General features: G+C 47.5%; 21 protein-coding genes. 13 read left to right on the top strand and 8 right to left on the bottom strand.

The features are described from left to right. Together GK108_RS28935 and GK108_RS28930 are read right to left on the bottom strand one after the other, a co-directional pair. Nucleotides 1-909 (bottom strand): helix-turn-helix domain-containing protein, encoded by a 909-nt coding sequence (locus tag GK108_RS28935; protein ID WP_163955082.1) that lies wholly within the window; start codon nt 907-909, stop codon nt 1-3. A 55-nt stretch (nt 910-964) separates the two neighbouring features. Continuing rightward, the gene (locus tag GK108_RS28930; RefSeq protein ID WP_163955081.1) at nt 965-2,137 is read right to left on the bottom strand and encodes a hypothetical protein; all 1,173 of its coding nucleotides are present in this window, start codon (nt 2,135-2,137) and stop codon (nt 965-967) included. Between the two features lie 114 nt (nt 2,138-2,251). On the opposite strand from GK108_RS28930, the gene GK108_RS28925 reads away from it, so the two are divergent. The 5 genes from GK108_RS28925 (at nt 2,252) to GK108_RS28905 (ending at nt 8,985) form a co-directional block, all read left to right on the top strand. Then, nucleotides 2,252-2,959, top strand: a complete 708-nt coding sequence (locus GK108_RS28925) for a DUF5020 family protein (RefSeq protein ID WP_163955080.1) — start codon at nt 2,252-2,254, stop codon at nt 2,957-2,959. A gap of 146 nt (nt 2,960-3,105) precedes the next feature. Beyond that, nucleotides 3,106-3,732: a hypothetical protein gene (locus GK108_RS28920; RefSeq protein WP_163955079.1), complete on the top strand. Its 627-nt coding sequence runs from the start codon at nt 3,106-3,108 to the stop codon at nt 3,730-3,732. A 42-nt stretch (nt 3,733-3,774) separates the two neighbouring features. Further along, nucleotides 3,775-3,978 (top strand): hypothetical protein, encoded by a 204-nt coding sequence (locus GK108_RS28915; RefSeq protein ID WP_163955078.1) that lies wholly within the window; start codon nt 3,775-3,777, stop codon nt 3,976-3,978. A 39-nt stretch (nt 3,979-4,017) separates the two neighbouring features. Beyond that, nucleotides 4,018-6,441, top strand: coding sequence for an ABC transporter permease (locus GK108_RS28910; RefSeq protein WP_163955077.1), 2,424 nt, complete (start codon nt 4,018-4,020; stop codon nt 6,439-6,441). Between the two features lie 93 nt (nt 6,442-6,534). Further along, complete coding sequence (locus GK108_RS28905) at nt 6,535-8,985, top strand: ABC transporter permease (RefSeq protein ID WP_163955076.1); 2,451 nt, start codon at nt 6,535-6,537, stop codon at nt 8,983-8,985. Nucleotides 8,986-9,036: 51 nt separating this feature from the next. Here the strand turns inward: GK108_RS28905 and GK108_RS31505 are convergent, their stop codons facing one another. Together GK108_RS31505 and GK108_RS31500 are read right to left on the bottom strand one after the other, a co-directional pair. Next, a complete protein-coding gene (locus tag GK108_RS31505) occupies nt 9,037-9,207 on the bottom strand; it encodes a hypothetical protein (RefSeq protein ID WP_317166594.1) in 171 nt (56 codons plus the stop codon). Then, nucleotides 9,200-9,469, bottom strand: coding sequence for a hypothetical protein (locus GK108_RS31500; RefSeq protein WP_317166593.1), 270 nt, complete (start codon nt 9,467-9,469; stop codon nt 9,200-9,202). The genes GK108_RS31505 and GK108_RS31500 overlap by 8 nt, the downstream gene beginning before the upstream one ends. A gap of 53 nt (nt 9,470-9,522) precedes the next feature. On the opposite strand from GK108_RS31500, the gene GK108_RS28895 reads away from it, so the two are divergent. The 8 genes from GK108_RS28895 to GK108_RS28860 all read left to right on the top strand — a co-directional run bounded on the left by GK108_RS28895 (nt 9,523) and on the right by GK108_RS28860 (nt 19,749). Continuing rightward, nucleotides 9,523-11,898 (top strand): ABC transporter permease, encoded by a 2,376-nt coding sequence (locus tag GK108_RS28895; RefSeq protein ID WP_163955075.1) that lies wholly within the window; start codon nt 9,523-9,525, stop codon nt 11,896-11,898. A 23-nt stretch (nt 11,899-11,921) separates the two neighbouring features. Then, nucleotides 11,922-12,515 carry a Crp/Fnr family transcriptional regulator gene (locus tag GK108_RS28890; RefSeq protein WP_163955074.1) on the top strand — a complete coding sequence of 198 codons (594 nt, stop codon included), beginning with the start codon at nt 11,922-11,924 and terminating at the stop codon, nt 12,513-12,515. Nucleotides 12,516-12,587: 72 nt separating this feature from the next. Beyond that, nucleotides 12,588-13,466 (top strand): pirin family protein, encoded by an 879-nt coding sequence (locus GK108_RS28885; RefSeq protein WP_163955073.1) that lies wholly within the window; start codon nt 12,588-12,590, stop codon nt 13,464-13,466. 4 nt (nt 13,467-13,470) lie between these two features. Next, nucleotides 13,471-13,752, top strand: a complete 282-nt coding sequence (locus GK108_RS28880) for a GNAT family N-acetyltransferase (RefSeq protein WP_163955072.1) — start codon at nt 13,471-13,473, stop codon at nt 13,750-13,752. Nucleotides 13,753-13,781: 29 nt separating this feature from the next. Further along, nucleotides 13,782-16,217, top strand: coding sequence for a family 20 glycosylhydrolase (locus GK108_RS28875; protein WP_212592913.1), 2,436 nt, complete (start codon nt 13,782-13,784; stop codon nt 16,215-16,217). A 138-nt stretch (nt 16,218-16,355) separates the two neighbouring features. Next, nucleotides 16,356-16,583 carry a hypothetical protein gene (locus GK108_RS28870; RefSeq protein ID WP_163955071.1) on the top strand — a complete coding sequence of 76 codons (228 nt, stop codon included), beginning with the start codon at nt 16,356-16,358 and terminating at the stop codon, nt 16,581-16,583. Then, on the top strand, nt 16,567-16,980 hold the full coding sequence (locus tag GK108_RS28865; protein ID WP_163955070.1) for a putative toxin-antitoxin system toxin component, PIN family: 414 nt from the start codon (nt 16,567-16,569) through the stop codon (nt 16,978-16,980). Before GK108_RS28870 ends, GK108_RS28865 begins: the two co-directional genes overlap by 17 nt. Before the next feature lie 297 nt (nt 16,981-17,277). After that, the gene (locus GK108_RS28860) at nt 17,278-19,749 is read left to right on the top strand and encodes an ABC transporter permease (RefSeq protein WP_163955069.1); all 2,472 of its coding nucleotides are present in this window, start codon (nt 17,278-17,280) and stop codon (nt 19,747-19,749) included. An 8-nt stretch (nt 19,750-19,757) separates the two neighbouring features. Here the strand turns inward: GK108_RS28860 and GK108_RS28855 are convergent, their stop codons facing one another. The 4 genes from GK108_RS28855 to GK108_RS28840 all read right to left on the bottom strand — a co-directional run. Further along, nucleotides 19,758-20,291 (bottom strand): hypothetical protein, encoded by a 534-nt coding sequence (locus GK108_RS28855; RefSeq protein WP_163955068.1) that lies wholly within the window; start codon nt 20,289-20,291, stop codon nt 19,758-19,760. Nucleotides 20,292-20,302: 11 nt separating this feature from the next. Further along, nucleotides 20,303-21,037 (bottom strand): ImmA/IrrE family metallo-endopeptidase, encoded by a 735-nt coding sequence (locus tag GK108_RS28850; RefSeq protein WP_163955067.1) that lies wholly within the window; start codon nt 21,035-21,037, stop codon nt 20,303-20,305. Further along, nucleotides 21,027-21,377 carry a helix-turn-helix domain-containing protein gene (locus tag GK108_RS28845; RefSeq protein ID WP_163955066.1) on the bottom strand — a complete coding sequence of 117 codons (351 nt, stop codon included), beginning with the start codon at nt 21,375-21,377 and terminating at the stop codon, nt 21,027-21,029. The genes GK108_RS28850 and GK108_RS28845 overlap by 11 nt, the downstream gene beginning before the upstream one ends. A gap of 190 nt (nt 21,378-21,567) precedes the next feature. Continuing rightward, nucleotides 21,568-21,968 (bottom strand): restriction endonuclease subunit S (locus tag GK108_RS28840; protein WP_212592912.1); only part of this gene is annotated, 401 nt, incomplete at its 5' end.

The raw sequence follows: 21,968 nt of genomic DNA, 5'->3' as shown, positions 1-21,968 counted from the left end.
TCAAACTAAGCTATTGCGTAGTGAATGGGGCGATTGACCTGTCTGTTTTCTGAAAAAAGTGGTGAAATAAGCCGGTTCGTCAAAGCCAAGGCCGTACGCTATGTCGGCAATAGTCCAGTTTGTATGTTGTAAGAGGGCCTTCGCTTCCCGGATGATTCGTCCGGCAATATGGTCCGTTGTCGTTTTGCCGGTAACTTCTTTTACGGATCGATTCAGTGAGTTGACATGGAGCGATAAACGTTGGGCATAATCGGCCGCCGTTTTTAAGCGAAGAGCATGTTCGGGCGTATCAATCGGGAACTGGCGTTCGAGCAGCTCCATGAACAAGGACGTAATGCGAGTTGACGCATTCGTGTATTTTTCGAAGCGTTCGGCCGGGCGCATTTTCATGGCCTCGTGAATGAGTAAATGCAGGTAGTTACGTAACAGGTCATATTTATAGGTATAGTCAGAAGCCATTTCGGCCATCATCTTCTGGAAAATAGCCGACGTTTCCTGCAATTGGCTCTCGTTGATAAAGAAAACGGGATTACCGCCAATTTTAAACAGGGGTGACTCAGCCAGGGTCTCTGTCCGTTCGTGATGCTGGACAAACGCTTCGGTAAACAGGCAGAACCAGCCTTCCTGTTTTTCAGAATCAACCTCCCAGGAATAAGGAATCACAGGGTTCGAAAACAGTAAAGCCGGTTTATCGATCTGTATCCATTTGTTGGCGTAGTAAAGGGTTCCGGTACCAATAATCAGCGAAACTTTATAGAAATCACGCCGAACGTAGGCTGTTTTCTGAAAGCAGGCACTCCGGGAAAAAACGTTGAAATGGCCAGCTCCGGCATTCGTCAGCGATAGCCCGGCTGCATTAGCCTGGGGTACGCGCTGATAAAACTCGTCAATGGTTTCTGTCTGTTTCATTATATAAAGTTATGAAATTCAAACAGAATGCAGGTAGCGTAAGGAGAACATTGATTTATTCACAACGCTGTCCTTCCAGTCGAAAGTAGCGTAGGGCAACTGGCATATTGGCCGTCGAATCCATAAAGCCTTTGAGGGCAAACAGACCAACGTAGCGCGGTTTCATGCCGAATTCGTAAGTAGTTATTTCTTTGAACGAAGAGTTCTCGACGGGACTGGCCGAATATAAAAAACGGAACTTTTGCCCTTGTTTCTCAATTCGGAAGGCTACGTTCTTCATGTTTGCGCTGGCAATACGTCGGGCGGTGTCGGAGCCAAGCTGAAACAGAGGTTGATGAATAAATTCTTCCAGGTTGCGATCGCCTTTTCCATAAGAAGCAGTTCCCTGAATCAGAATTTCGGCGGGGTGTTTCAGGCCACCAAAGAAGTCATTGTAGGCGAGTGAGAGCCGGATGCTTTTGCCGGTAAACAGTGTATCTTCCAGTAACAAAATCCCGGCCTGCTGCCAGTTTCCAGTCGGCATAAACGCATTAAGATGAAGTTCGGTCCGAAAGCAGTCGTTTTTGATGTCACGGAGCAGCAGGTTTTGAACGCGGGGCGCTTCGCCCGTTTTGGGCCAGTTGTCGCCTTTGAGTGTAAATAAAGTCAGGTGTCCCGGTTGCTCCGTTCTTCGTTTCCAGAAAGCAGCATTTATATCCTGGACAAACCATCCTTTTTGAGCCAGTTCTGCCTCATCGACATGGCTGAAGTCTTCCTCGAATTGCTCCAGATTGGACTGATGGAGCAGTAAAAAACCGAAAATAAAAGCAATCAGTACCAAAGCCACTACGTATCCTATCGATTGTTTTTGGGCCGGTATAGCCTGTGGTACGTTGGCTTTTGGGGCAATAGACAACTGTTCGCGATAGCGAAACCAGTAGGAAGCCTGTTCGCCCGTTTTCTTCCGTTCCGCTTCCGACGTAGCGGGGGCCTCCAATACGTAGCGTGCTAACGTATCGAGGGTGGGCATCGATGGGTTTTCCTGCTTATCCGATGAAGGATTCAGGGCGAATGCGACGTAATTTTTCAGACTCCGCCAGCCAATAACCAACCCCGTTCGCTCTTCAATGTCAAGGCTCAGGTGTTTACTTTCCGGCTCCGACAATGGGCCCTCAAGCGGATGGCCGAAACATTTCATGACCATTGCATGCAAGAGCTTTATAAACGACTGCCGGTCTAATTCGTCCATATGGTGCAAAAGTTCTGTTGATTTCCTGGCGCTATTGACAATTCCGCCACGTTTCCGTTCTATTTCTGCCTATTTTCTGGCTTCCGACGAAGATTTGTTCAAAAATCGTCGTCCATGAAAACCCTATTATTTGTTATTCTTTGTCTGACTGGTCAGGCCCAACAGCTTCAGCTTCATTACGATTTCCGACATTCAATTGATCCGGCTCTGAACCGAAGAAACTTTGCTTCCCTGTCGTTCGAATATTTCAAAAGCAACGACTCGACCGGCTCATTTCTGCTGAAAATGCAAACGGACTTTTCCGGCGAAAATAATAACCTCGGGCAGCTTTTTTTACAAGTGTCGAAGAATATCCGTTTCTGGAAACCCAAAGCCTATCTGGCCCTTACCTACAGCGGTGGTCTGGGCGTGGCTCCTCCTGCCTATGGGTATTCGATCAACAACACATTTGGAGTCGGGGTGGCGTATCCGTTTCAGTGGCGTGGTGCCTGGTTTAGTACAAGTGTGGTTTATCGGTATAGCGCTTTTTTGAAGCCGAGTTATGACCCACAAGTTACGTTTTACTTCGGACGCGGCTTTTTTAATTACCGAATTATGGTAGCTGGTAGTCTGGTTGCGTGGAGCGAGAACCGGAACCAGGGGAATGAGTTTACGAAAGAGCTGGATGGAAAAAAAATAGCGTTTTTCGGCGACCCGCAGTGCTGGATTAAGCTCAATAAAACTCTTTCGGCAGGTTCACGGATCAATCTGTTCTATCATGTTAACACCCCGGCCAATCAGATACAGGTTTATCCGACGCTGGCATTGAAAAATCAATTTTGACTGAAAAATCCCGTTCACAATCGGACGAACCGTGTCCAGTTTCGGACAACGCTGGTTTGAGAAGGGCCGATTCTGTTTTAGAAAAGGCCTTTTTAGTACATGGCACGGCTGTTGAATACCGTAACATAGTGTCCGGCCTGGCTTTCATGAAACCTATTCTAACTTTCTTGCTGCTCGTTACGAGCTTTATAACGATGGCGCAATCGTCGTCTTCGCTTAATACCGTCATTAACGAAGACGATAAAACGATGTCTATTCAGGTTGATGGCGAACGTAATGGCAAGACGATTAACTACCAACGGACGTTCGACGTAACGAACCTGACCAGTACCGAGAAAGACGAGCTGAAAACGAGGGTCCTGGATTCGTTGGGAGTAGGCAAAGTAACTACGGCCCCTGATCCTGAACCTATTGCCCGCCGTGGGCAGGGGGCGGCAAGATCAGCGAAGGTTATCAAGTCGACCACAATTACGTCGAATAATAACCCCCGCCCATCAGCACAGCCTGCTCCATCGGCGGAGGCCGGGCAGGTGGTCACCACGTTTACCTGCGAAACCTGTTCCGGGAAAATAAAGCTGGAAATCGTCGGTAAACTCGACGATTATTCGATTGAACGGGATGCTAAAGCGGGGACGGATAAGCGCCTGTTTCCGTATCAAATCCCATTAACGCCAGGCGATTATACATTAAACTATTACCAGAACGGTGTCTTACAAATTCAGTCGGCCTTTACAGTAAAATTGGGAGAATCCGGTACTGTCGTTATCAACTAATCGGTAGCTCATCTACCACGTTCATTTATCCTCTATACAACTATGCTCAACCAATCACTGGAAGAAATTTACCATCAGATGTGTGCCCGACGCGATGCGGTCGTTCTGCATTATCTGAACAATATGACCTTGAAAGCCGCTGATCCAATCGAATACGAAAAATACCGTAAAGAGGTGCGGACCATCAATAAACGGTTGCGTACGATTCGGGAATGTATTCCGTCGAATCCAATCCTAACAGCCTAAACGCTTTTTCTATCGTCTTTAACCAGTTTAACCGTCCTCATGATAAAAAGCTATTTCATTACGACCTTTCGCGCACTGAAGCGTAACTGGAATTATTCGTTACTGAATATTATCGGTTTAACGTTCAGTCTGGCTTGTTGTCTGCTCTTGTTTTTGGCAGTACGGTATGAATTAAGTTTTGATCGGCATCACCGGAATTCGGAGCGGGTTTTTCGATTAATAAGCCACTACAAGACGCCTACGGTGGATGGCTACAACATGGGTATGCCCATGCCGCTTATTGCCGCTCTGCGTAACGACTTTCCTGAGCTGAAAAACAACGCAACCATGATACAGGACATTGGTAATGTGGTTGTGTCGACGGTTAAGGGCGAGAAACAGCGAATACAGGAGGGCAGCAGTGCTATTGCCTTCGTTGACCCTACTTACTTCTCTATTTTCGATTACAAATGGCTCAAGGGAAGTCCCACTACGTCGTTACGGAATCCAAACTCGGTTGTGCTGACCGAATCGACGGCCAGAAAATATTTCGGTTCGGCTAACCCAATCGGCAAAACGCTCCGTTTCGATAGCCGGATGGATTGTCAGGTAACGGGTCTGGTTGCCGATCCGCCCATAACCTCCGATTTCCCATTTGGGCTGATGATTTCATTTTCATCGCTGAAGCAATATGGGGCTAATACGGATTGGGAAGACTGGAACTCAACCTATAGCGGAACGCAGGTTTATATGCGTTTACCAGCTACGCGTTCGGCGGCCGATATTACCCGGCAGCTGGTTGCCTTTAAAAATAAATACAAATCGCCCGAAGACGCTGCGGAAGAAACCTACGAATTACAACCGCTGTCGGACGTCCATTTCGCGACCCGGATGATGAACTATAGCCATCGGACAGTAGGCCGGGAAATGATCTGGGCCATGTCGTTGATTGGCTTGTTTCTGCTGATTACGGCCTGCGTTAATTTTATCAATCTGGCTACGGCCCAGGCCATTCGCCGGGCCAAGGAAGTAGGTGTTCGGAAAGTGCTGGGTAGCTCAAGGTGGCAACTGGTTCGTCAGTTTCTGGGTGAAACCGCTTTGTTGACCGCCTGCGCCGTTCTGCTGGCGCTGGGGCTGGCTCAGGTATCGATGCCGTATATTACCGATCTGCTGAACATTAAGCTAGACTCATTGCGGCTTTCCGATCCGCTGGTTATCGGTTTTCTGGTGGCATTGACGTTGTTTACGACGCTGCTATCGGGCTTTTATCCCGCGCTGATTCTGTCGGGTTATCAGCCGGTTCTGGCGTTGAAGGGTAAATTAAAAGCGAGTGGTACAAGGTCTTTTTCGTTACGTCAGGGCTTGATCGTACTTCAATTTGCTATTTCGCAGATACTGATTATCGGAACTATTGTTGCCTATAATCAGATGGAGCGCTTCCGCTCGGCCGATCTGGGCTTTGCTAAAGATGCCATCGTTACGATTCCCATTCCAGAAAAGAAACCTGGGCAACTGGCCAGCCTGAAGGCGAAACTGGCCGCTTATCCAGAAGTTGAATCGTTTAGTTATAGTATGTCTTCGCCGTCAGCAAATGGCAACTGGAGCACCAGTTTACGGATAGGTAATGCTGACAAAGACGCTGATTTTAGCGCAGTAATGCGCCCGGCAGATACGGCTTATGTGAAAACCTATGGACTGACCCTGCTGGCTGGTCGGATGTATTACCCGGCTGATACCATGCGCGAAGTGGTGGTGAACGAAACGTTTGTTAAAAAGATGAACCTTCAGCAGCCTCAGCAGATTATTGGGCAGCTTATTTCACTCGGCGGAAGCGCTACCCGTATTCCGATTGTTGGTGTCGTCAAGGATTTTAATACGTATTCGTTGCATCGGCAAACATCCGCCTGCATACTGGGCAGTCATAGCGATGCGTATCAAATCGCTAATCTGAAATTGTCGAAGCAGGCCAATACGGTAGGTACTATTAGCCCATTGATGAGCCGTATTGAACGCGACTGGGCTACTACGTTCCCTAATCATTTGTTCAAATATACGTTCGTCGATGAAGAGATTGCCCGGTTCTACGCCAGTGAAGAACGAATGTTCAAGCTCTTTCAGTTGTTAGCGGGTATTGCCGTTGCCATTGGTTGTTTAGGACTGTTCGGCGTTGTAGCGTATATGGCTGAAGCCCGGACCAAAGAAGTGGGTATTCGGAAAGTGCTGGGCGCATCGGTGGGTAGCATTTTCCGCTTGTTCTCCATCGATTTTGTAAAACTGGTATTGATCGCCTTAGTAGTAGCCTCACCCATTGCCTGGTACATCATGGGCAAATGGCTCGATAATTTTGCCTACAAAATCGAGCTAGCCTGGTGGATGTTTGCCCTGGCAGGATTGTTTGCCATCGTAGTAGCTGTCTTAACGGTTAGTTTTCAGAGCATCAAAGCCGCTTTAGTGAATCCAATCAAGTCATTACGATCTGAATGATAATTGCGAATGGTATGAAAAGTAAACGAGTTCATGCCATTCGCAAAAGTCTACTTTTCCCATTCCCGCCTATAACTTTTGTTACCCTGTCTTATGCTGACAAATTACATCACTACGGCTTTTCGCGCGTTGAAGCGTAACTGGAGTTATTCGGTTATTAATATCCTTGGCCTTGCGTTGGGGCTGGCGTGCTGTCTGCTCCTGTTCGTGGCCGTTCGCTATGAATTGAGCTTCGACCGGCACAATACGAATGCTAACCGTATTTATCGTATGCTGGGCGTTAGTGCAACCAGCCCCGATAGCAAACCGAATACGGGTATTACGTTCCCGGCGCTGGCCGCTCTTCGAAATGATTTTCCCGATATGAAACACCAGTTGACTATGGTGAGTCGGGTACGTTCGGCCGTTGTGTCGGTAGGAGGGCAGGGGAATACGGAAAAGAAACGGTTTCAGGAGCCTGATGGGGTTGTTACGTTTGCCGAACCGGAATATTTCAACCTGTTCGATTATACCTGGGAAAAAGGCAATCCAAAAACGGCACTGCTGAATCCAAATACAGTAGTGCTGACCGACCGAATGGCGCATAAATACTTCGGCGATGCCAATCCGATGGGTCAAGTGATTCGGATTGACAATCAGATGGATTTTGTGGTAACGGGCGTAGTGCAGACTCCGCCTGCCACGAGCAGCCTGCCCTTTAGTGTATTCCTGACGCACGCGTCTGTCGTGGCTTTTGGCAATACGTCGCCTGTAGATGATTGGGGATCGAGTTATGGTGGGGCGCAAATTTATATGATGCTGCCCCCTACTATGGCAGGAGCCGAAACACCAGCTGCTCAGATGGAGCATCGGTTGGACAATTTCGTCAAGAAATACCATACGCCAGAAACCGCCAAAACGCTACGTTACGTTCTACAGCCGCTGACCGACATTCATTTCGCAACCAATACGTCGAATTATGCGCAACGTAGCATCAGCATCGAAATGATCTGGGCTATGGTGCTGATTGGACTGTTTATTCTGGGAACGGCCTGCGTTAACTTCATTAATCTGGCGACGGCTCAGGCTATTCGTCGGGCCAGAGAGGTAGGTGTTCGGAAGGTATTGGGCAGTACCAGAAGTCAGTTGCTACGTCAGTTTATGGGCGAAACGGGCTTTTTAACGGCCATTGCCGTGGTGCTGGCGTTGTTTTTGGCTCAGGTATCGTTGCCTTATGTGGGTGGTTTATTAAATGTGATACCAGATGCGGTAACGCTTTTTAGCCCGGTCGTGCTGGCTTTTTTACTTTTCCTGGGGTTGATAACAACGATGTTGGCGGGATTTTATCCGGCGCTGGTGTTATCGGGCTATCAGCCTATTGTGGCATTGAAAGCAAAAATCCAGGCCAGCCAGTCGGGGCGTTATCTGACGCTACGTAGAGGTTTGATTATTGGGCAATTTGCTATATCGCAACTACTGATTATCGGTACCATCATTGCCTACTACCAGATGAATTATTTCCGGTCGGTCGATCTGGGCTTTAGCAGCGATGCCGTTTTAACCGTTAAACTCCCCGGCAATGAACCCGGTCAACTCGAAAACTTACGAGCAAAACTTCGCAACGTACCGGGCATTCAATCCATGAGTTTTGGCATGACAACCCCGTCGTCGACCCTTAACTGGACAACCGGTTTTCGGTTCGGGACCGACGAAAATGCCTATGATTTTGGTATTTTAATGCGTCCTGGCGATACGTCGTACGCGCGTACTTATGACATAAAACTGCTGGCCGGACGAATGTATCAATCGGCCGATACCATACGCGAACTGGTCATCAACGAAACGTTCATGAAACGACTGGGCTTCCAAAAGCCGGAGCAGATTATTGGCAAAATGATGGAAGTTGCGGGTTCCGACGTCAAAAAGCCAATTGTGGGCGTTGTAAAGGATTTCAATCAATTCTCGCTGCGTGACCGTGTGGAACCAAGTGTATTAACAACCATGCGTTCCAATTACCACACCCTGGGCCTTAAATTGTCGACTCAGCAGGGCGGAACCGATGCGATCAATCGCATCGTCAACGAGGTTCAAACTGCCTGGACAGAAACGTTCCCGGAATTCGTGTTTAGCTATGAATTTATGGATGAAACGCTGGCCAGTTTTTATAAATCGGAAGAGCAGAGCTATGCCCTTTTCCGATTGCTGGCCATCATTGCCCTGTTTATCGGTTGTTTGGGCCTCTATGGCGTAGTGGCCTTTATGGCTGAAACCCGGACCAAAGAAGTGGGCGTTCGTAAAGTATTGGGCGCATCTACGGCTCATATTTTCGGCCTGTTTTCGATGGATTTCGTAAAGCTGGTTTTGATAGCACTGATCATCAGTTCGCCCATTGCCTGGTATATTATGAATCAATGGCTTCAGAAGTTTGCCTACAAAATTGAGATCGAGTGGTGGATGTTTGCTCTGGCGGGTACACTTGCCATGAGTATTGCCTTGCTCACAGTGAGTTCCCAAAGTATTAAAGCCGCGTTGATGAACCCGGTTAAATCGTTACGTAGTGAGTAATCGAAACGTTACTGAATCGGGCTTCTATATCGTTTGTTACGTATTGATGTCTTACAGAAACTGATTCAGGTCGATGGTTAGCAAATCAGAATAGGACGATTCGATAGGGAGCGCGCCATCGCCTTTACGGTAACGGAACCACTTTTTAGCAATATAATCGTAAACGAAGCCCTCAATGATGCCATAGTCGTCTTCGTCAATCAGGCGAATCACTTTACGCAAATCGCGCCGAAGCCACGTCTGTATGACAGACTTCAATAATAATTGGTGTCGTCCGATTATCATTGTCATATAAAATCAGATCAGGAACTGGACTCGCTTCGCCTTCATTCAGCATCGTTTCAGGTAAAGGTTCCAAACTGATGCTATGCTGATGGTAATAAAGTGGCCCCAGGCCTGAGTTAAGTTTAGAGATAATACGTTGATGTGCTTTTGGCCCATAAACGCTCATATCTTCGTTGGCAAACAGTGCGTTGGCTGACATCGGGTTATACATAGCTGTGTCGTCGGATTCGAACAAACTTACTGGAAAATACTATGCTCGGCAACTACCTCAAAATCACGCTACGTAGCCTTTGGCGTAACAAATTGTTTTCGGTTGTTACCATTGCCGGATTGGCCCTTAGTATGGCAGTAGGCGTTGGTCTGGTTAGTGGAATTAAGGATAATTTTGACACGGACCATTTTCATCCCTACCTCGACCGTACGTATCGAATCATAACCGACGCGACTACGCCCGAAGGGCAGACCAGCTGGGCTACTACGCCGGAACCCATTGCTTCTGCCATTCGTAAAATGAGCGCTGTCGAAAAGCTGGTACAGGTTCGACAGGGCGGACCGGTTCGGGTGCTGAGCGAAAAAGGTGAGCAGCTCATCGACGTAACGTTTACAGAGCCGTCGTTCTTTAACGTGTTTGGCTTTACATTGTCGGCGGGTAATGCGGAAGCTGCGCTTAGCTCGCCCAATACTGTCCTGTTGAGTCAATCCACCGCGTTTCAGTTGTTTGGTGGGAACGATCCAATGAATCGGTCTATCCAGCTCGATGGATTGGGGGTTTTTACCGTAGCGGGCATTATTCGGGAGCCTCCGCTACGTACCCATTTACCGCTTAAAGCCGTTTTATCGCTGCAAACTGCCCGGAGTCTGGAAAAGACGGGTGCACTGCCAGTAACGTCTGCTACGTGGAGTGATTACAAAACTACCGCTACCTATGCGCTGTTGCGTTCAACTGCTGATGCCGCTTCATTCAGACTATCTCTAAGTAAGTTCAACCACCAAGTTCAAGCGAATAATCACAGCCAGTCGTTAACGTTTTGGGCTCAGCCTATTGATGATATAACGCCGTGGAATCCAGCCATACGTAATGATTTTCATGCGGGTATGAACTGGTCAGGGATTAACACAAACCTGTTTTTGATTCTGGCCCTGACCGTATTAGCTGCGTTTAATTACACGAGTCTTTCGCTGGCCAGATCGCTCAGTCGAGCGAAAGAGGTCGGTATTCGTAAAGCCAATGGGGCCTTGCGTAACCAGATTTTCGGGCAATTTCTGACCGAGTCAACCCTGATTGCATTGCTGGCATTAGGGATAGCATTAATTGTCTGGTATAATGTTGCCAATTCGGGCTGGCTTCCTCAAGCCTTCCGCAAACCGACGTTCTTCAATGCGCAGCTGATAGGCTGGCTACTGTTATACGTAGTGCTGACGGGAATCGTTGCGGGGGCCATACCGGCGGGTCTGTTGTCGCGTTTTCAGCCTGTGCAGGTGCTACGTAATCTGCAAACCATGCGGTTGTTTCGACACGTTGGATTTTATCGAGTCCTGATCGTGATTCAGTTTGCTGTAACAACCATGTTGATGGTATTCGTGGTGATTCTTCAGGATACCCAAAGCCAGACCAGCAACCGGCTGCAGCGTATAATCCCGCCGGACGTAGTGCTTCTGTCGTTACGAGATGAGCCGGCTGCCACACTCAAACATCAAATTGAACAACTGAGTCAGGTTAAAAACGTGTCGTTAACGAATCAGGTACCTGTTTATCAGGCTATGGAACAATGTACCCTACGAGTGGCGGGTACTACGTCTCCAAAAAACCTTTCCGCTAAACGTATTGATCCCAATTATGTTCCTGTTTTCAATCTGACTATGCGGGCGGGCCGGAACCTCCCGTCTGATATGTCGGCAACGAACGAGCAGTTTATTCTGATCAACGAGGCAACAGCACGGCTTCTTCCGGGGCACACACCCGAAACCGCCGTAGGTCAGCTCATTACGCTTGATTCCACGATGGTACGGATTGCGGGTGTAGTGGTCGATCCAGCAGAACAACTTGGTCCTCCACAGGCGACTGTATATCGATACCTGCCCGAGAAAGCTACATTGTTGGCTATACAAACGCGGCCCGGCCAGGCGGGCGTTGTGGCGGATGCTTGCCGTCGTATCTGGCAACAGAACGTACAGGACCGTTTGCCCGACGTGTCTATTTATGATCAGAAAATCACCGCTGATATGCAGGGCGGCTTTGGTCAAGTCAATGCCTTCTTCCGTTTTTTCTGTATGCTGGTTATGCTGGTTGCTTGTCTGGGTATTTTGGGCATATCGGCCTACGCGGTTGACGTACGTACCCGAGAAATCAGTCTTCGTCGAATCGTGGGGGCGAGTCATTCCGAAATTATCTGGATCGTATCGAAGACGTTTCTGCAATTACTGTTCTGGGCTGGATTGTTTGGCGTGCCAGCGGGTTGGTTCTGCGGTAAACTTCTTCGTGATCGAATGTATAACACAGTTGATCTGGGGCCTACCAATTTAGCTATAGGTTTCGGACTGGTACTGTTGGTTGGCTCCCTAACTATTTTGTCACAAACGATACGTACTGTATGGATGAACCCGGTTAAATCGTTACGTAGTGAGTAACTTTGCCCGCTCAGGCTACAAGTATGCATCGTTTTCGCTTTACTACGTTTCTGACGTCCAATATCGATATCGATAAGAATACGCTCGATGAACTGCTGGGGCACTGCCAGATGCGGTTTGTCAACAAAGGCGATTTTCTGGTACGGGCGGGCGAATTTTGTACGCACTCATTTTTTGTTGAACAGGGGTTGCTACGTCAGTATTCCATCGATAAGAAAGGGAAAGAACATATCGTACAATTTGCGCCCGAAAACTGGTTTGTGACTGATCGCGAAAGCCTATTCTTCAACCAGCCTTCGTCTTATTTCATCCAGGCGCTGGAAAACACCGAGGTCCTGTTGGTCGACGAACGGTTTATTAACGAGCTGGCGCAAAGCAACCGGGCCTTTCTCGATTTTAATAATAAACTGCTGCATAGCCACATTCGGCAATTACAGAAGCGAATTACGCAACTGCTGAGCGCTACGGCAGAAGAGCGCTATCTTGATTTTATCCGGATCTATCCTGATCTGCTGCTTCGGGTGCCGCAAATTCTGGTTGCGTCATATCTGGGCATCACGCCCGAAAGCCTGAGCCGCGTTCGGAAAGAGTTGGCACAGAAAAATTTCAGGCGCTAACTTCTTATCATACATCAATGCGGGAGGCAGTCCGCTGTAGTACGTTTGTAGCACCAAATCGATACGACGACTATGGCAACGAAATCAGTAGAATTAGTAGCGAGTCCGAGAGAACCCCATTTTGTGGGCGACGGATTCCGGGTTCATAACTTTATTCCGAGTGGTTATCGGATGGACATGCAGCGCATGGACCCATTCCTGATGCTCGATTATAATTCCAAATATAATTTCCCGCCCGCCCGTTCGCCCAAGGGCGTGGGCGTGCACCCACACCGGGGTTTTGAAACGGTAACTATTGCTTATAAAGGTCGGGTAGCACACCACGATAGCAGTGGCGGAGGGGGCGTAATCGGCGAAGGAGATGTACAATGGATGACAGCCGCCAGTGGTGTGCTTCACAAAGAATATCACGAAGAGGAGTGGAGCAGGCAGGGTGGTGAATTTCAAATGGTTCAGCTGTGGGTAAACCTGCCCGCCCGGGATAAAATGAGCACGCCCAAGTACCAGGCCATTAAAAATGAAACCATCAGTCGGTACTACGTAGCGGATAATGGGGGTGAAATTGAGGTTATTGCCGGTTCCTACAAAGGCGTATTTGGAGCCGCCACAACCTTTACGCCCATCCACATGTATAATGCTAGGTTGAAAGCTGGTGCTCAGGCCGATTTTTCATTTCCGGCTCATTATAATACATTGCTGCTGGTACTGGAAGGAAGTGTTATGGTAAATGATACCGAGCAAGTACCGACCGATCATCTGGCCTTGATGGCCAACGATGGTGATACGTTCACCGTTCAGGCCACTAGTGACGCTGTTGTGCTGGTCTTGAGTGGCGAGCCAATTAACGAGCCTATTGCCGCACATGGCCCGTTTGTGATGAACTCCCGCCAGGAATTGGTCGAGGCATTCAATGACTTCAATCAGGGTAAATTTGGGTATTTAGAAGACTAAAACGATGGAAATAGTACAGCACAACGATGTGAAAAAGGGCACTTTTCTAGCCAAAGATGGTGATAAAACGGCCGGAGAAATGAGCTATACCTGGGCTGGGCCCGATAAGTTTATCATCGACCATACGGAGGTGGATGAGGCCTATGGCGGTAAAGGTATCGGCAAACAATTGGTGATGAAAGCCGTTGAGTTCGCCCGTGAACAGAACGTGAAAATTATGCCGCTTTGCCCATTCGCCAGGAAGGTTTTTTCGGTAACGCCCGAGATTCAGGATGTACAGTTTTAATAAATAACCGAGCCTTAATCAAGAGAGTCATGCAGGAAACGCATGGCTCTCTTTTTTTACCCAGACAGCAAGATGCTGTCTGGGACAACCGAGTCCTGAATTCATGGAATTGTTCCGTTACGTACCTTTGTGGCCGTTCTAATCCCGAATTCGCGCTGAATGGATTATCAATTTTCTCAACCAAACAGTACGTCTTCGCTATCAATCCGTTAATGAAAAGGTACGCACTTCTTCTATTTTTTTCGTTTCTTCTTTTTTCGGCCTGTACTGGCTTTGGTCAACTCAATCTGATTCCTTATCCGCAACAAGTAAACGCCCAACCTGGAGCGTATCGTTTTGCCGGTCAGTCGATTACGTATTACTGTTCCGACCCGAAGGTATTTGCCAACGAACTACGGTATCTAAACAAAAATCTGCTGGAAAATTCGTCATTGAAAGAAGCCACTGCCAGTCAGGCCACGCTACAATTGCTAAAAAATGAGCAACTCGCCAATACGGCTTATCGACTGAAGATTAACAAAAACGGGGTCAGACTGGAAGCCAAAACGGGAGAAGGTATGTTCAGTGGTTTGCAGACACTACGTCAACTCATCGAGTTTTCCGGGAGCGATAATGCGTTGCCTTACGTAACGATTCAGGATGCGCCGACCTACGAATGGCGGGGCGTTGAACTGGATGTAGCGCGGCATTTTTTCTCGAAAAACTACCTGTTTAAGTTTATTGATCTGCTGGCGCTTTACAAATTTAATACCCTGCATTTGCACCTCACCGACGATCAGGGGTGGCGGCTGGAAATTAAAAAATACCCCAAATTAACCGAGGAGGGTGCCTGGCGATTATTCAATAATCAGGACTCCGCCTGTATTGCCAAATCGAAAGAAAACCCGGATTTCGCGTTGCCCGCGGAACATCTACGTACTAAAAACGGTCAGCAGGAATACGGCGGTTTTTATACCCAGGCCGACATGCGCGACATTATTGCCTACGCTGCCGAACGACATATCGACGTAGTGCCCGAAATTGATATGCCGGGGCATATGATGATGGCAACAAAAGCGTATCCCGAGCTGCTAGACGGTAGTTCGGCTGGTTGGGGTAAGCAGTTTTCGGTGCCCCTCTGTGTTTGTAAAGAAGAGGTCTACCAGTTCGTAGAAGGTGTATTAGGTGAGGTGATCGACTTATTCCCCAGCCGGTTTGTACATATTGGTGCTGATGAAGTGGAGAAAAGCAGTTGGGAAAAATCGGCTCTTTGTCAGGAGTTGATGAAACGCGAAAAGCTCTCTGATGTGCATGATCTGCAGCGTTATTTCGTGAATCGGGTGAATACGTTTATCCGGCAGAAAGGCAAAATTACTATTGGCTGGGACGAAATTCTGGAAGGTAAGGTCGATACTACCATGCGTGTGATGTACTGGCGTGGCTGGGTGAAAGATGCGCCCCTGAAAGCCGTGACGCGCCACCATGATCTGGTGATGACGCCTACCAATCCATTGTATTTCGATTACCTGCCTAATAAAAGCACGTTGGCCAGTACGTATCAGTTGCAGGTTGTGCCAAGCGACATACCGGCTGATCTGGCACACTACGTAAAAGGGGCACAGGCTAACGTCTGGACCGAAATGATCCCATCGGCTGCCCGGCTGGAGTTTATGATTTTGCCCCGATTAAGCGCGCTGGCCGAACGGGTCTGGACCAATAAGTCGCTGTTTGATACGTATCAGCAACGATTGATTCATCATTTTGCCTTGTGGGATAAAATGGCGCTACGTTATCGACTGCCCGATTTGAGTGGTTTCGCTGACCAGCAGGTGTTGGTCGATGGTCGTGCTACGTTACGGGTGCAGAATCCGTTGCCAACGGCACGGGTCCATTATACCGTAGATGGTACGCTGCCTACGCAAGCCAGCCCGGTATTTACCAGTGCATTGCCCATTACGAAGCCCGGACATGTGCGTTTTGCAGCCATCGCCAGAAATGGGGCTAAAAGTGAATTGTATACCGTTACGTTTACCGAAAGCGGCTGGAAAAAAGCGGTTAATGTGCCAGACGCGAAGCCGGGTCTGGATGCTGCATTTTATGCAGGGACCTTCAGGAACACAAAAGCTATGTCGGGCAACGTAGTGCGTCGGCAGGTTTTATCGAACGTACAGCTTAGCGATACGTTAAAATGGCCGTCGTTTGGGGCAAAAATTAATGGCTATATCAAGGTGCCGAAAAAAGCCCGATATAATTTCTATTTCACCTGCGATGACGGCGGTGTTCTACGTATCGCCGACCAACTGGTAGTTGATAACGATGGCCAGCATGCGCCTGTTGAGAAAAGCGGTCAGATTGCGCTGGAAGCGGGTTTACATCCGTTTGCCGTCGATTTCATTGAAGCGGGTGGGGGTTTCACACTCAAGCTTGCCTACAGCGAAGACGGTGGCGAGGTAAAACCCGTACCTGACAGCTGGTTTTTCCATTAGTAGTATAGGGTCTTGCGTTGAGATTGATGGAGTAATGGATTTTGGTAAAGTTGCCAAGATAAGCGGTAGTTCGGTTTAAGGGGAAATAAATAACTTCTCGAAAAAGTCGTAACTTCGGAATGCTAACCGATTGAGAATATGCGGACATTGAACATTGAAATATCGGAACTTGAGTATGAAAAGTTTGGGATCAAGAATGACCAGCTTTCTTTTTCCGACTTTGTGGAGATCGTTAGCCGGGAAATAAGTCGACAAAATCTTCAAAAATCAATTGAACTGGCTGAGCGATACGGGCTATCGGGTATGTCGATGGATGAGATTTCTGCCGAAGTAAATGCTGTCCGAAATAATGCGGCTCATTCTTGATACGAATGTGATTGTTTCGGCACTGATTCAGCGAAGCTATCCGTATTTCATTGTCGACCGGGTTCTTGTCGATACAAGCCTGCAAATTTGTCTTTCTGAAAAACTTTTTAATGAATATCTCGACGTATTAAATCGGGATAAGTTCAATCGATTTCCTGATTTTCAGATAAGAGCGCAACTGCTACTGGCCGATATCGAAAGCCGCTCGCTGCTATTTAAGCCGACTATGACTGTAGACCTAATTAGCGACGAAGCTGATAATCGGTTATTAGAACTCGCAGAATCTTGCCAGGCCGATTACATTGTGACTGGCAATACAAGAGATTTTACAATGAGTAATTATAAAGGGACGAAAATCATAGCGCCTAAGGAGTTTTTCGACATGCTCAATAAATAACGCTTATAGCGAAGACGGTGGCGAGGTAAAACCTATACCTGACAGCTGGTTTTTTCATTAATTTCTCCGCGGTCTAACCCGTTCCCGCCATAGAGCCGTTTGTGTTTTGTGGCGGTTTTTTATGCCTGATCGGGTGTGTATTTGGCTGGCCTGTCTACCGCTGCAAGCGGACATTCACTGTACGGTTTCGGACACCTGTTGTTGGCTGAATAGGCGCTGAATTAGCTACAGACCCTTTTTTAGGGCATGGCATAGTAGTTGCGCCGGATAGCGGTAGCTAATGAACGAAATGGCCTCATGTTAACCAACTATCTTAAAATTGCTGTCCGAAATCTGCTAAGAAGCAAGTCTTTCTCGGCGATCAATATTTTTGGCCTGTCGGTCGGGATGACCTGCTGCATGCTGTTGCTGCTCTATATACGTAGCGAACTGTCATTTGACAAGCATCATGAAAACGCCAGCCGATTATTCCTAATGGCGCAGGAAACCATCATCGGGACGGGTAATAAAGATGCAGGAGCCAGCCGGGATATGAACTCGACCGCTTCGGCAACCTACGCTTCGGCCCTCAAGTCAGAGTTCCCGGAAATAGAACAGGTGTCGCGGTTGTGGCTTAACCTGATCGACGATAAATCGCTGCTACAAGTGCGGGAAGGCGGCAAAACCGTTAAATCGTTCTATGAGACAAAAGGCTACCAGGTCGATTCGACGTTTTTTGATCTCTTTACCTATCAATTCACGGAAGGGAACCCACGTAATGCGTTGACCGATCAGCACTCTGTGGTGTTATCGGAAGAAATCGCCCGCAAACTGTTTGGCAATACGCCCGCGCTGAACAAACTGATACGTATCAGCGGTACGTCGGGCAATGGCGAGGATTTCAAGGTAACGGGTGTGTATCGCGACGAGAGTGCCCGGTCGCATATCGACGCTCGCTTTTTTCTGCCTCTGTCGGCGGGGTGGGTTGGGAGTTTTCTGCGGGAAGGTCCCCTGGATTTCTGCTGTAACAATATGTTTGTTACGTATCTGAAGTTACGTGCCGATACCGATCCTGCGAAGCTACAGCAGAAATTTCCGGCCTTCATGGAAAAGTACGCCAGCAAGGATTTAAAGGCCAGAGGATTCGCCAAAAAGTTATCTCTGGTTTCTGTTCCTGATATTCATCTATTTCATGAGATTGGTACGGTGGTTACGCCTACCAATACCAAAACCTATCTGTACATTCTGGCATCAATTGCGCTATTTACACTAGTGATTGCCTGCATCAATTTTATGAACCTGTCGACGGCGCGTTCGGCAAAACGGGCTGCCGAAGTGGGCATTCGGAAAGTGATGGGAGCCGAACGAGGCTCGCTCATTGGGCAGTTTCTGGGTGAATCGATGGTGTTGTCGTTGCTGGCGCTGGTGATTGCTGTTGGGATGGTGGCGTTGTTTTTAACGGTGTTCAATCAGTTGACTGACAAGGCGCTACGTATATCGGAGCTATTTGAGCCAATCATTCTGCTGACATTTATTGGACTGGCGTTACTGACGGGTTTACTGGCCGGAAGTTACCCGGCTTTCTACCTGTCGTTGTTTAATCCGGCGCATGTGCTGAAAGGAAAGTTCAGCAATACGTTGTCGGCGGTGGCGCTACGTCGTGGTCTGGTTGTGTTTCAGTTTGTGATTTCAGTGGGCTTAGTTCTGGCTACGTTCGTTATTCAGGAACAGATGCGTTTTCTGCGTAATACGCCCCTGGGTTTCACGCAGGACCAGCAGATTGCCATTCCACTCAGCAGCAGGGAAGCACATGGGATCTACACTGCTTACCGGAATGAAATTCTTCAGAATAATCAGATTGTGAGTGCTGCGGGTACGCAGTATTATCCGGGAATCAATAATGCTACCGATTTTCTGCTGTATAGTCCTGAGTTGGGCGCAACCACGGGTAAGAGCGTAGAAACCGACTGGGTCGATTACGATTACCTGCAAACGATGGGTTTCAAACTGTTGGCGGGTCGGTTGTTCACGAAAGCGTTTCCGGGCGACACCAACGGGCGGCTGATTGTCAACGAAGCTACATTACGGGCGTTTCAGATTCCGCTGTCAAAAGCAATCGGGCATAAACTGAACATGGATTGGCAGGGTAACACGAACCAGTACGAAATTGTGGGCGTACTGAAAGACTTTCATTTTGAAACGCTGCATCAGACCATCAATCCGTATGCATTCCTGCTCAACAGCCGTCCTGATTATAACTATATCGTTGTCCATGTCAACACCGACAATATGGCAAACGTACTGAGCTTTCTGGAAGAGAAGTGGAAAGCCCTGCGCCCCGACGAGCCGTTTTCGTACACGTTCCTAAACGAAGATTTTCAGAAGAACTACGTAGCAGAAGCCCGTACATCGCGGATTGTTAGCTATTTCACTACGATTTCGATCCTGATTTCCTGTCTGGGTTTGTTTGGTCTGGCAGCTTTTGCGGCACAGCAACGTACCAAAGAAATTGGCGTTCGGAAAGTATTGGGGGCGTCGGTTTCCAACATTGTTTTGTTGCTCTCGAAAGACTTCCTGACCCTGGTGGTGATTGCCATTGTGATCGCGTCGCCTATTGCGTGGTATGCGATGAATAAGTGGCTGCAGAATTTCGCCTATAAGATTACCATATCGTGGTGGATTTTCGCCGTAGCCGGTTTACTGGCACTGGGGATCGCTTTTGTTACGGTCAGTTTTCAGAGTATCAAAGCCGCCCTGACCAATCCGGTCAAATCGCTACGTAGTGAGTAAGTTAAAAGCTATTTATCAATACCGGACAAATCACGACAATTGAACGCATTCATTCTTTCGACAGGCAATTTTTGTCCTTTACTTCGAACGGCTTGTATAAACGTATTGCAACGGGTTTCATCAAACAAGCCTGTTGCTTGTGCGTGACATAAAAAATCCATAGTAGTGAGATAGATAATCTTATGCATCTCGCAATAGCGTTTGATGTCTTTCAGATTGCTGCTGGCTAAAATGTCCTTCGTATATTGGGCAACGGCCATACAGGCACTTTCCCCTTTGCCTCTAAACATCATTTTCTGAATATGCAAAAATTCCCGGACAATAGCAGGATTGCTGTCCGGGAAAGGCATTATTTCCAGTAATTTCATATTGACAAGGTTATCTACCTGTATCTTCTTCTCTCGCCACTGCTCTAGCTCTTCATAGACTTTGTCCAGTATTCGAATTGGTATGGGTTGAAATATTTTGGGCAGGGACAGTATCTCACCAGCGTATATAAAGTGAGATACTACGTCAGCGTCAAGCAGTATAATCTTACTCATTATGGATTACATTAAACTTGCAAGGTATTCATGTCAATACCTAAGTCTGTTAAAAGGGCATAGTAATGACTTTCTGAGATTCTCTCTGAATCAAATAGTTGTTTGGCTTTCGCGCCATAATCGCCAATGTGTTGCCCGGCGTTACCCGGTTCATAGAGTTCAGTTGTGAACCCGAACAACGTAGCAGAGCGCTTCACATCCTGTTTGAATGATTCGCTATAAGCTCGTTCAATCATGTCCATATCTTCTAGCCGACGTAGTAATGCTTGCCGTGAACAGGAAAAATACTGCTCAATTTGCAGAATGGTCTCCAACTTGATTTGATTTAAATCAAGTTGATCTAAATCGTTGATCTGCGACAGTACACCGTCGCGCGGAATGAGCAAATACGCGGCAAACCAATCGGCTTTATATTCTTCAGGATTTTTGTAGTCAAATTGCCCCGGTACGCAAACCTGAAAGGTAAATTCATCCTGAATAAACAGATGGTACAGTTCGTGGCAAATGGTGAAATGTTGGCGTCCCAGCGATTGATTGCTGTTGACCAGCATAAACCGATGCTGACCTGACTTAATCGCCATGCCGCAAAACTGATCACCCAGCGGTTTAAACAACGTCTGTACGTTCAGCTTCTGCAGCAGACTTTTCAGACGAATCGGTTCACGATCATTAAGGCCGTGAATCTGCCGGAATTCACTGGCTCGTTTTTCAAGCAGTAGCTGCGTGCTGTTGTGTTTACGTTTCATCGGCCAAAACGTGTTGCATTTTTAAGTAATTGCTGACAACGCGCCGGAATTGAGCAATACTCGCTAAATCCTCAGCCGTAAGATCTTCGGCCCGGAAAGCCAGCGCTACGTTAATTTGTTGCTGAGCGCTATCTGCTTCGAGCAGATCATAAGCGTCGATACCGAACAGATCGGCTAATTTCTGGAGGTGGTCGGTCGAGACGGAGCGGGCGCCAGTTTCGTAATAGCTGATTAGCTCGCGGGCAATGCCCAGATAATCCGCTACGCTGGCTTGGGTAAAGCCCAGCCGCTCGCGAAACTGCCGGATATTCTGGCCGACCGTTTCGTGTTGGGTGTTCATATCGTAAAGTTGATGTTGGGAAAATCTGTTACAAATTTACTGCTTTTTCGAATGGGTTACCCACATTGCTACGTATTTATTTGTGGATAACCCATTGTTTATAAGCAATAAACGAAGTTTATATACTCTGTTATGTGTTACATATATGCAAAAACTATGCAAGTATTAGATTTGTTGTAACAAATAGTATTTAGCCTAAAATCATCCGCTCAATTTCCTGTTTTGCTTCGGCAAAATCGCGTTCAGCCTGTTGGCGGAGGGATTGCGCTTGCTGGCGAATATCATCTATATGTTCCGCAATAGTTTTTTGCACGCTAATGGAAGGCAAAGGAATTCTAATTCCTCGAAGAATATCGGTATTAATCCCTGATTGATTGTTCCAGTTAATACAGCTTTTGAAAAATACCTTCCGACGCTGATATAGATTAAAAAGATGCGTCAGAAACTCGCCACTCAAACGTTCGTTGGTTTTTATACGGGTGATATGGTTAGAGCAAAAGTATTCGCCATCAATGTCGAAATAAACTGTTTTTCCAACTAACTCCTGGCTGTTGGTATTATTAAATAAGACTTCTCCCGGAACCAATAGAT

Origin of the sequence: Spirosoma terrae, assembly GCF_010435915.1 — a bacterium.
Classification (GTDB): Bacteria; Bacteroidota; Bacteroidia; order Cytophagales; family Spirosomataceae; genus Spirosoma; species Spirosoma terrae.
Note: the sequence above shows the minus strand (reverse complement) of the source record. Positions and strands in the feature narration are given on the sequence as shown.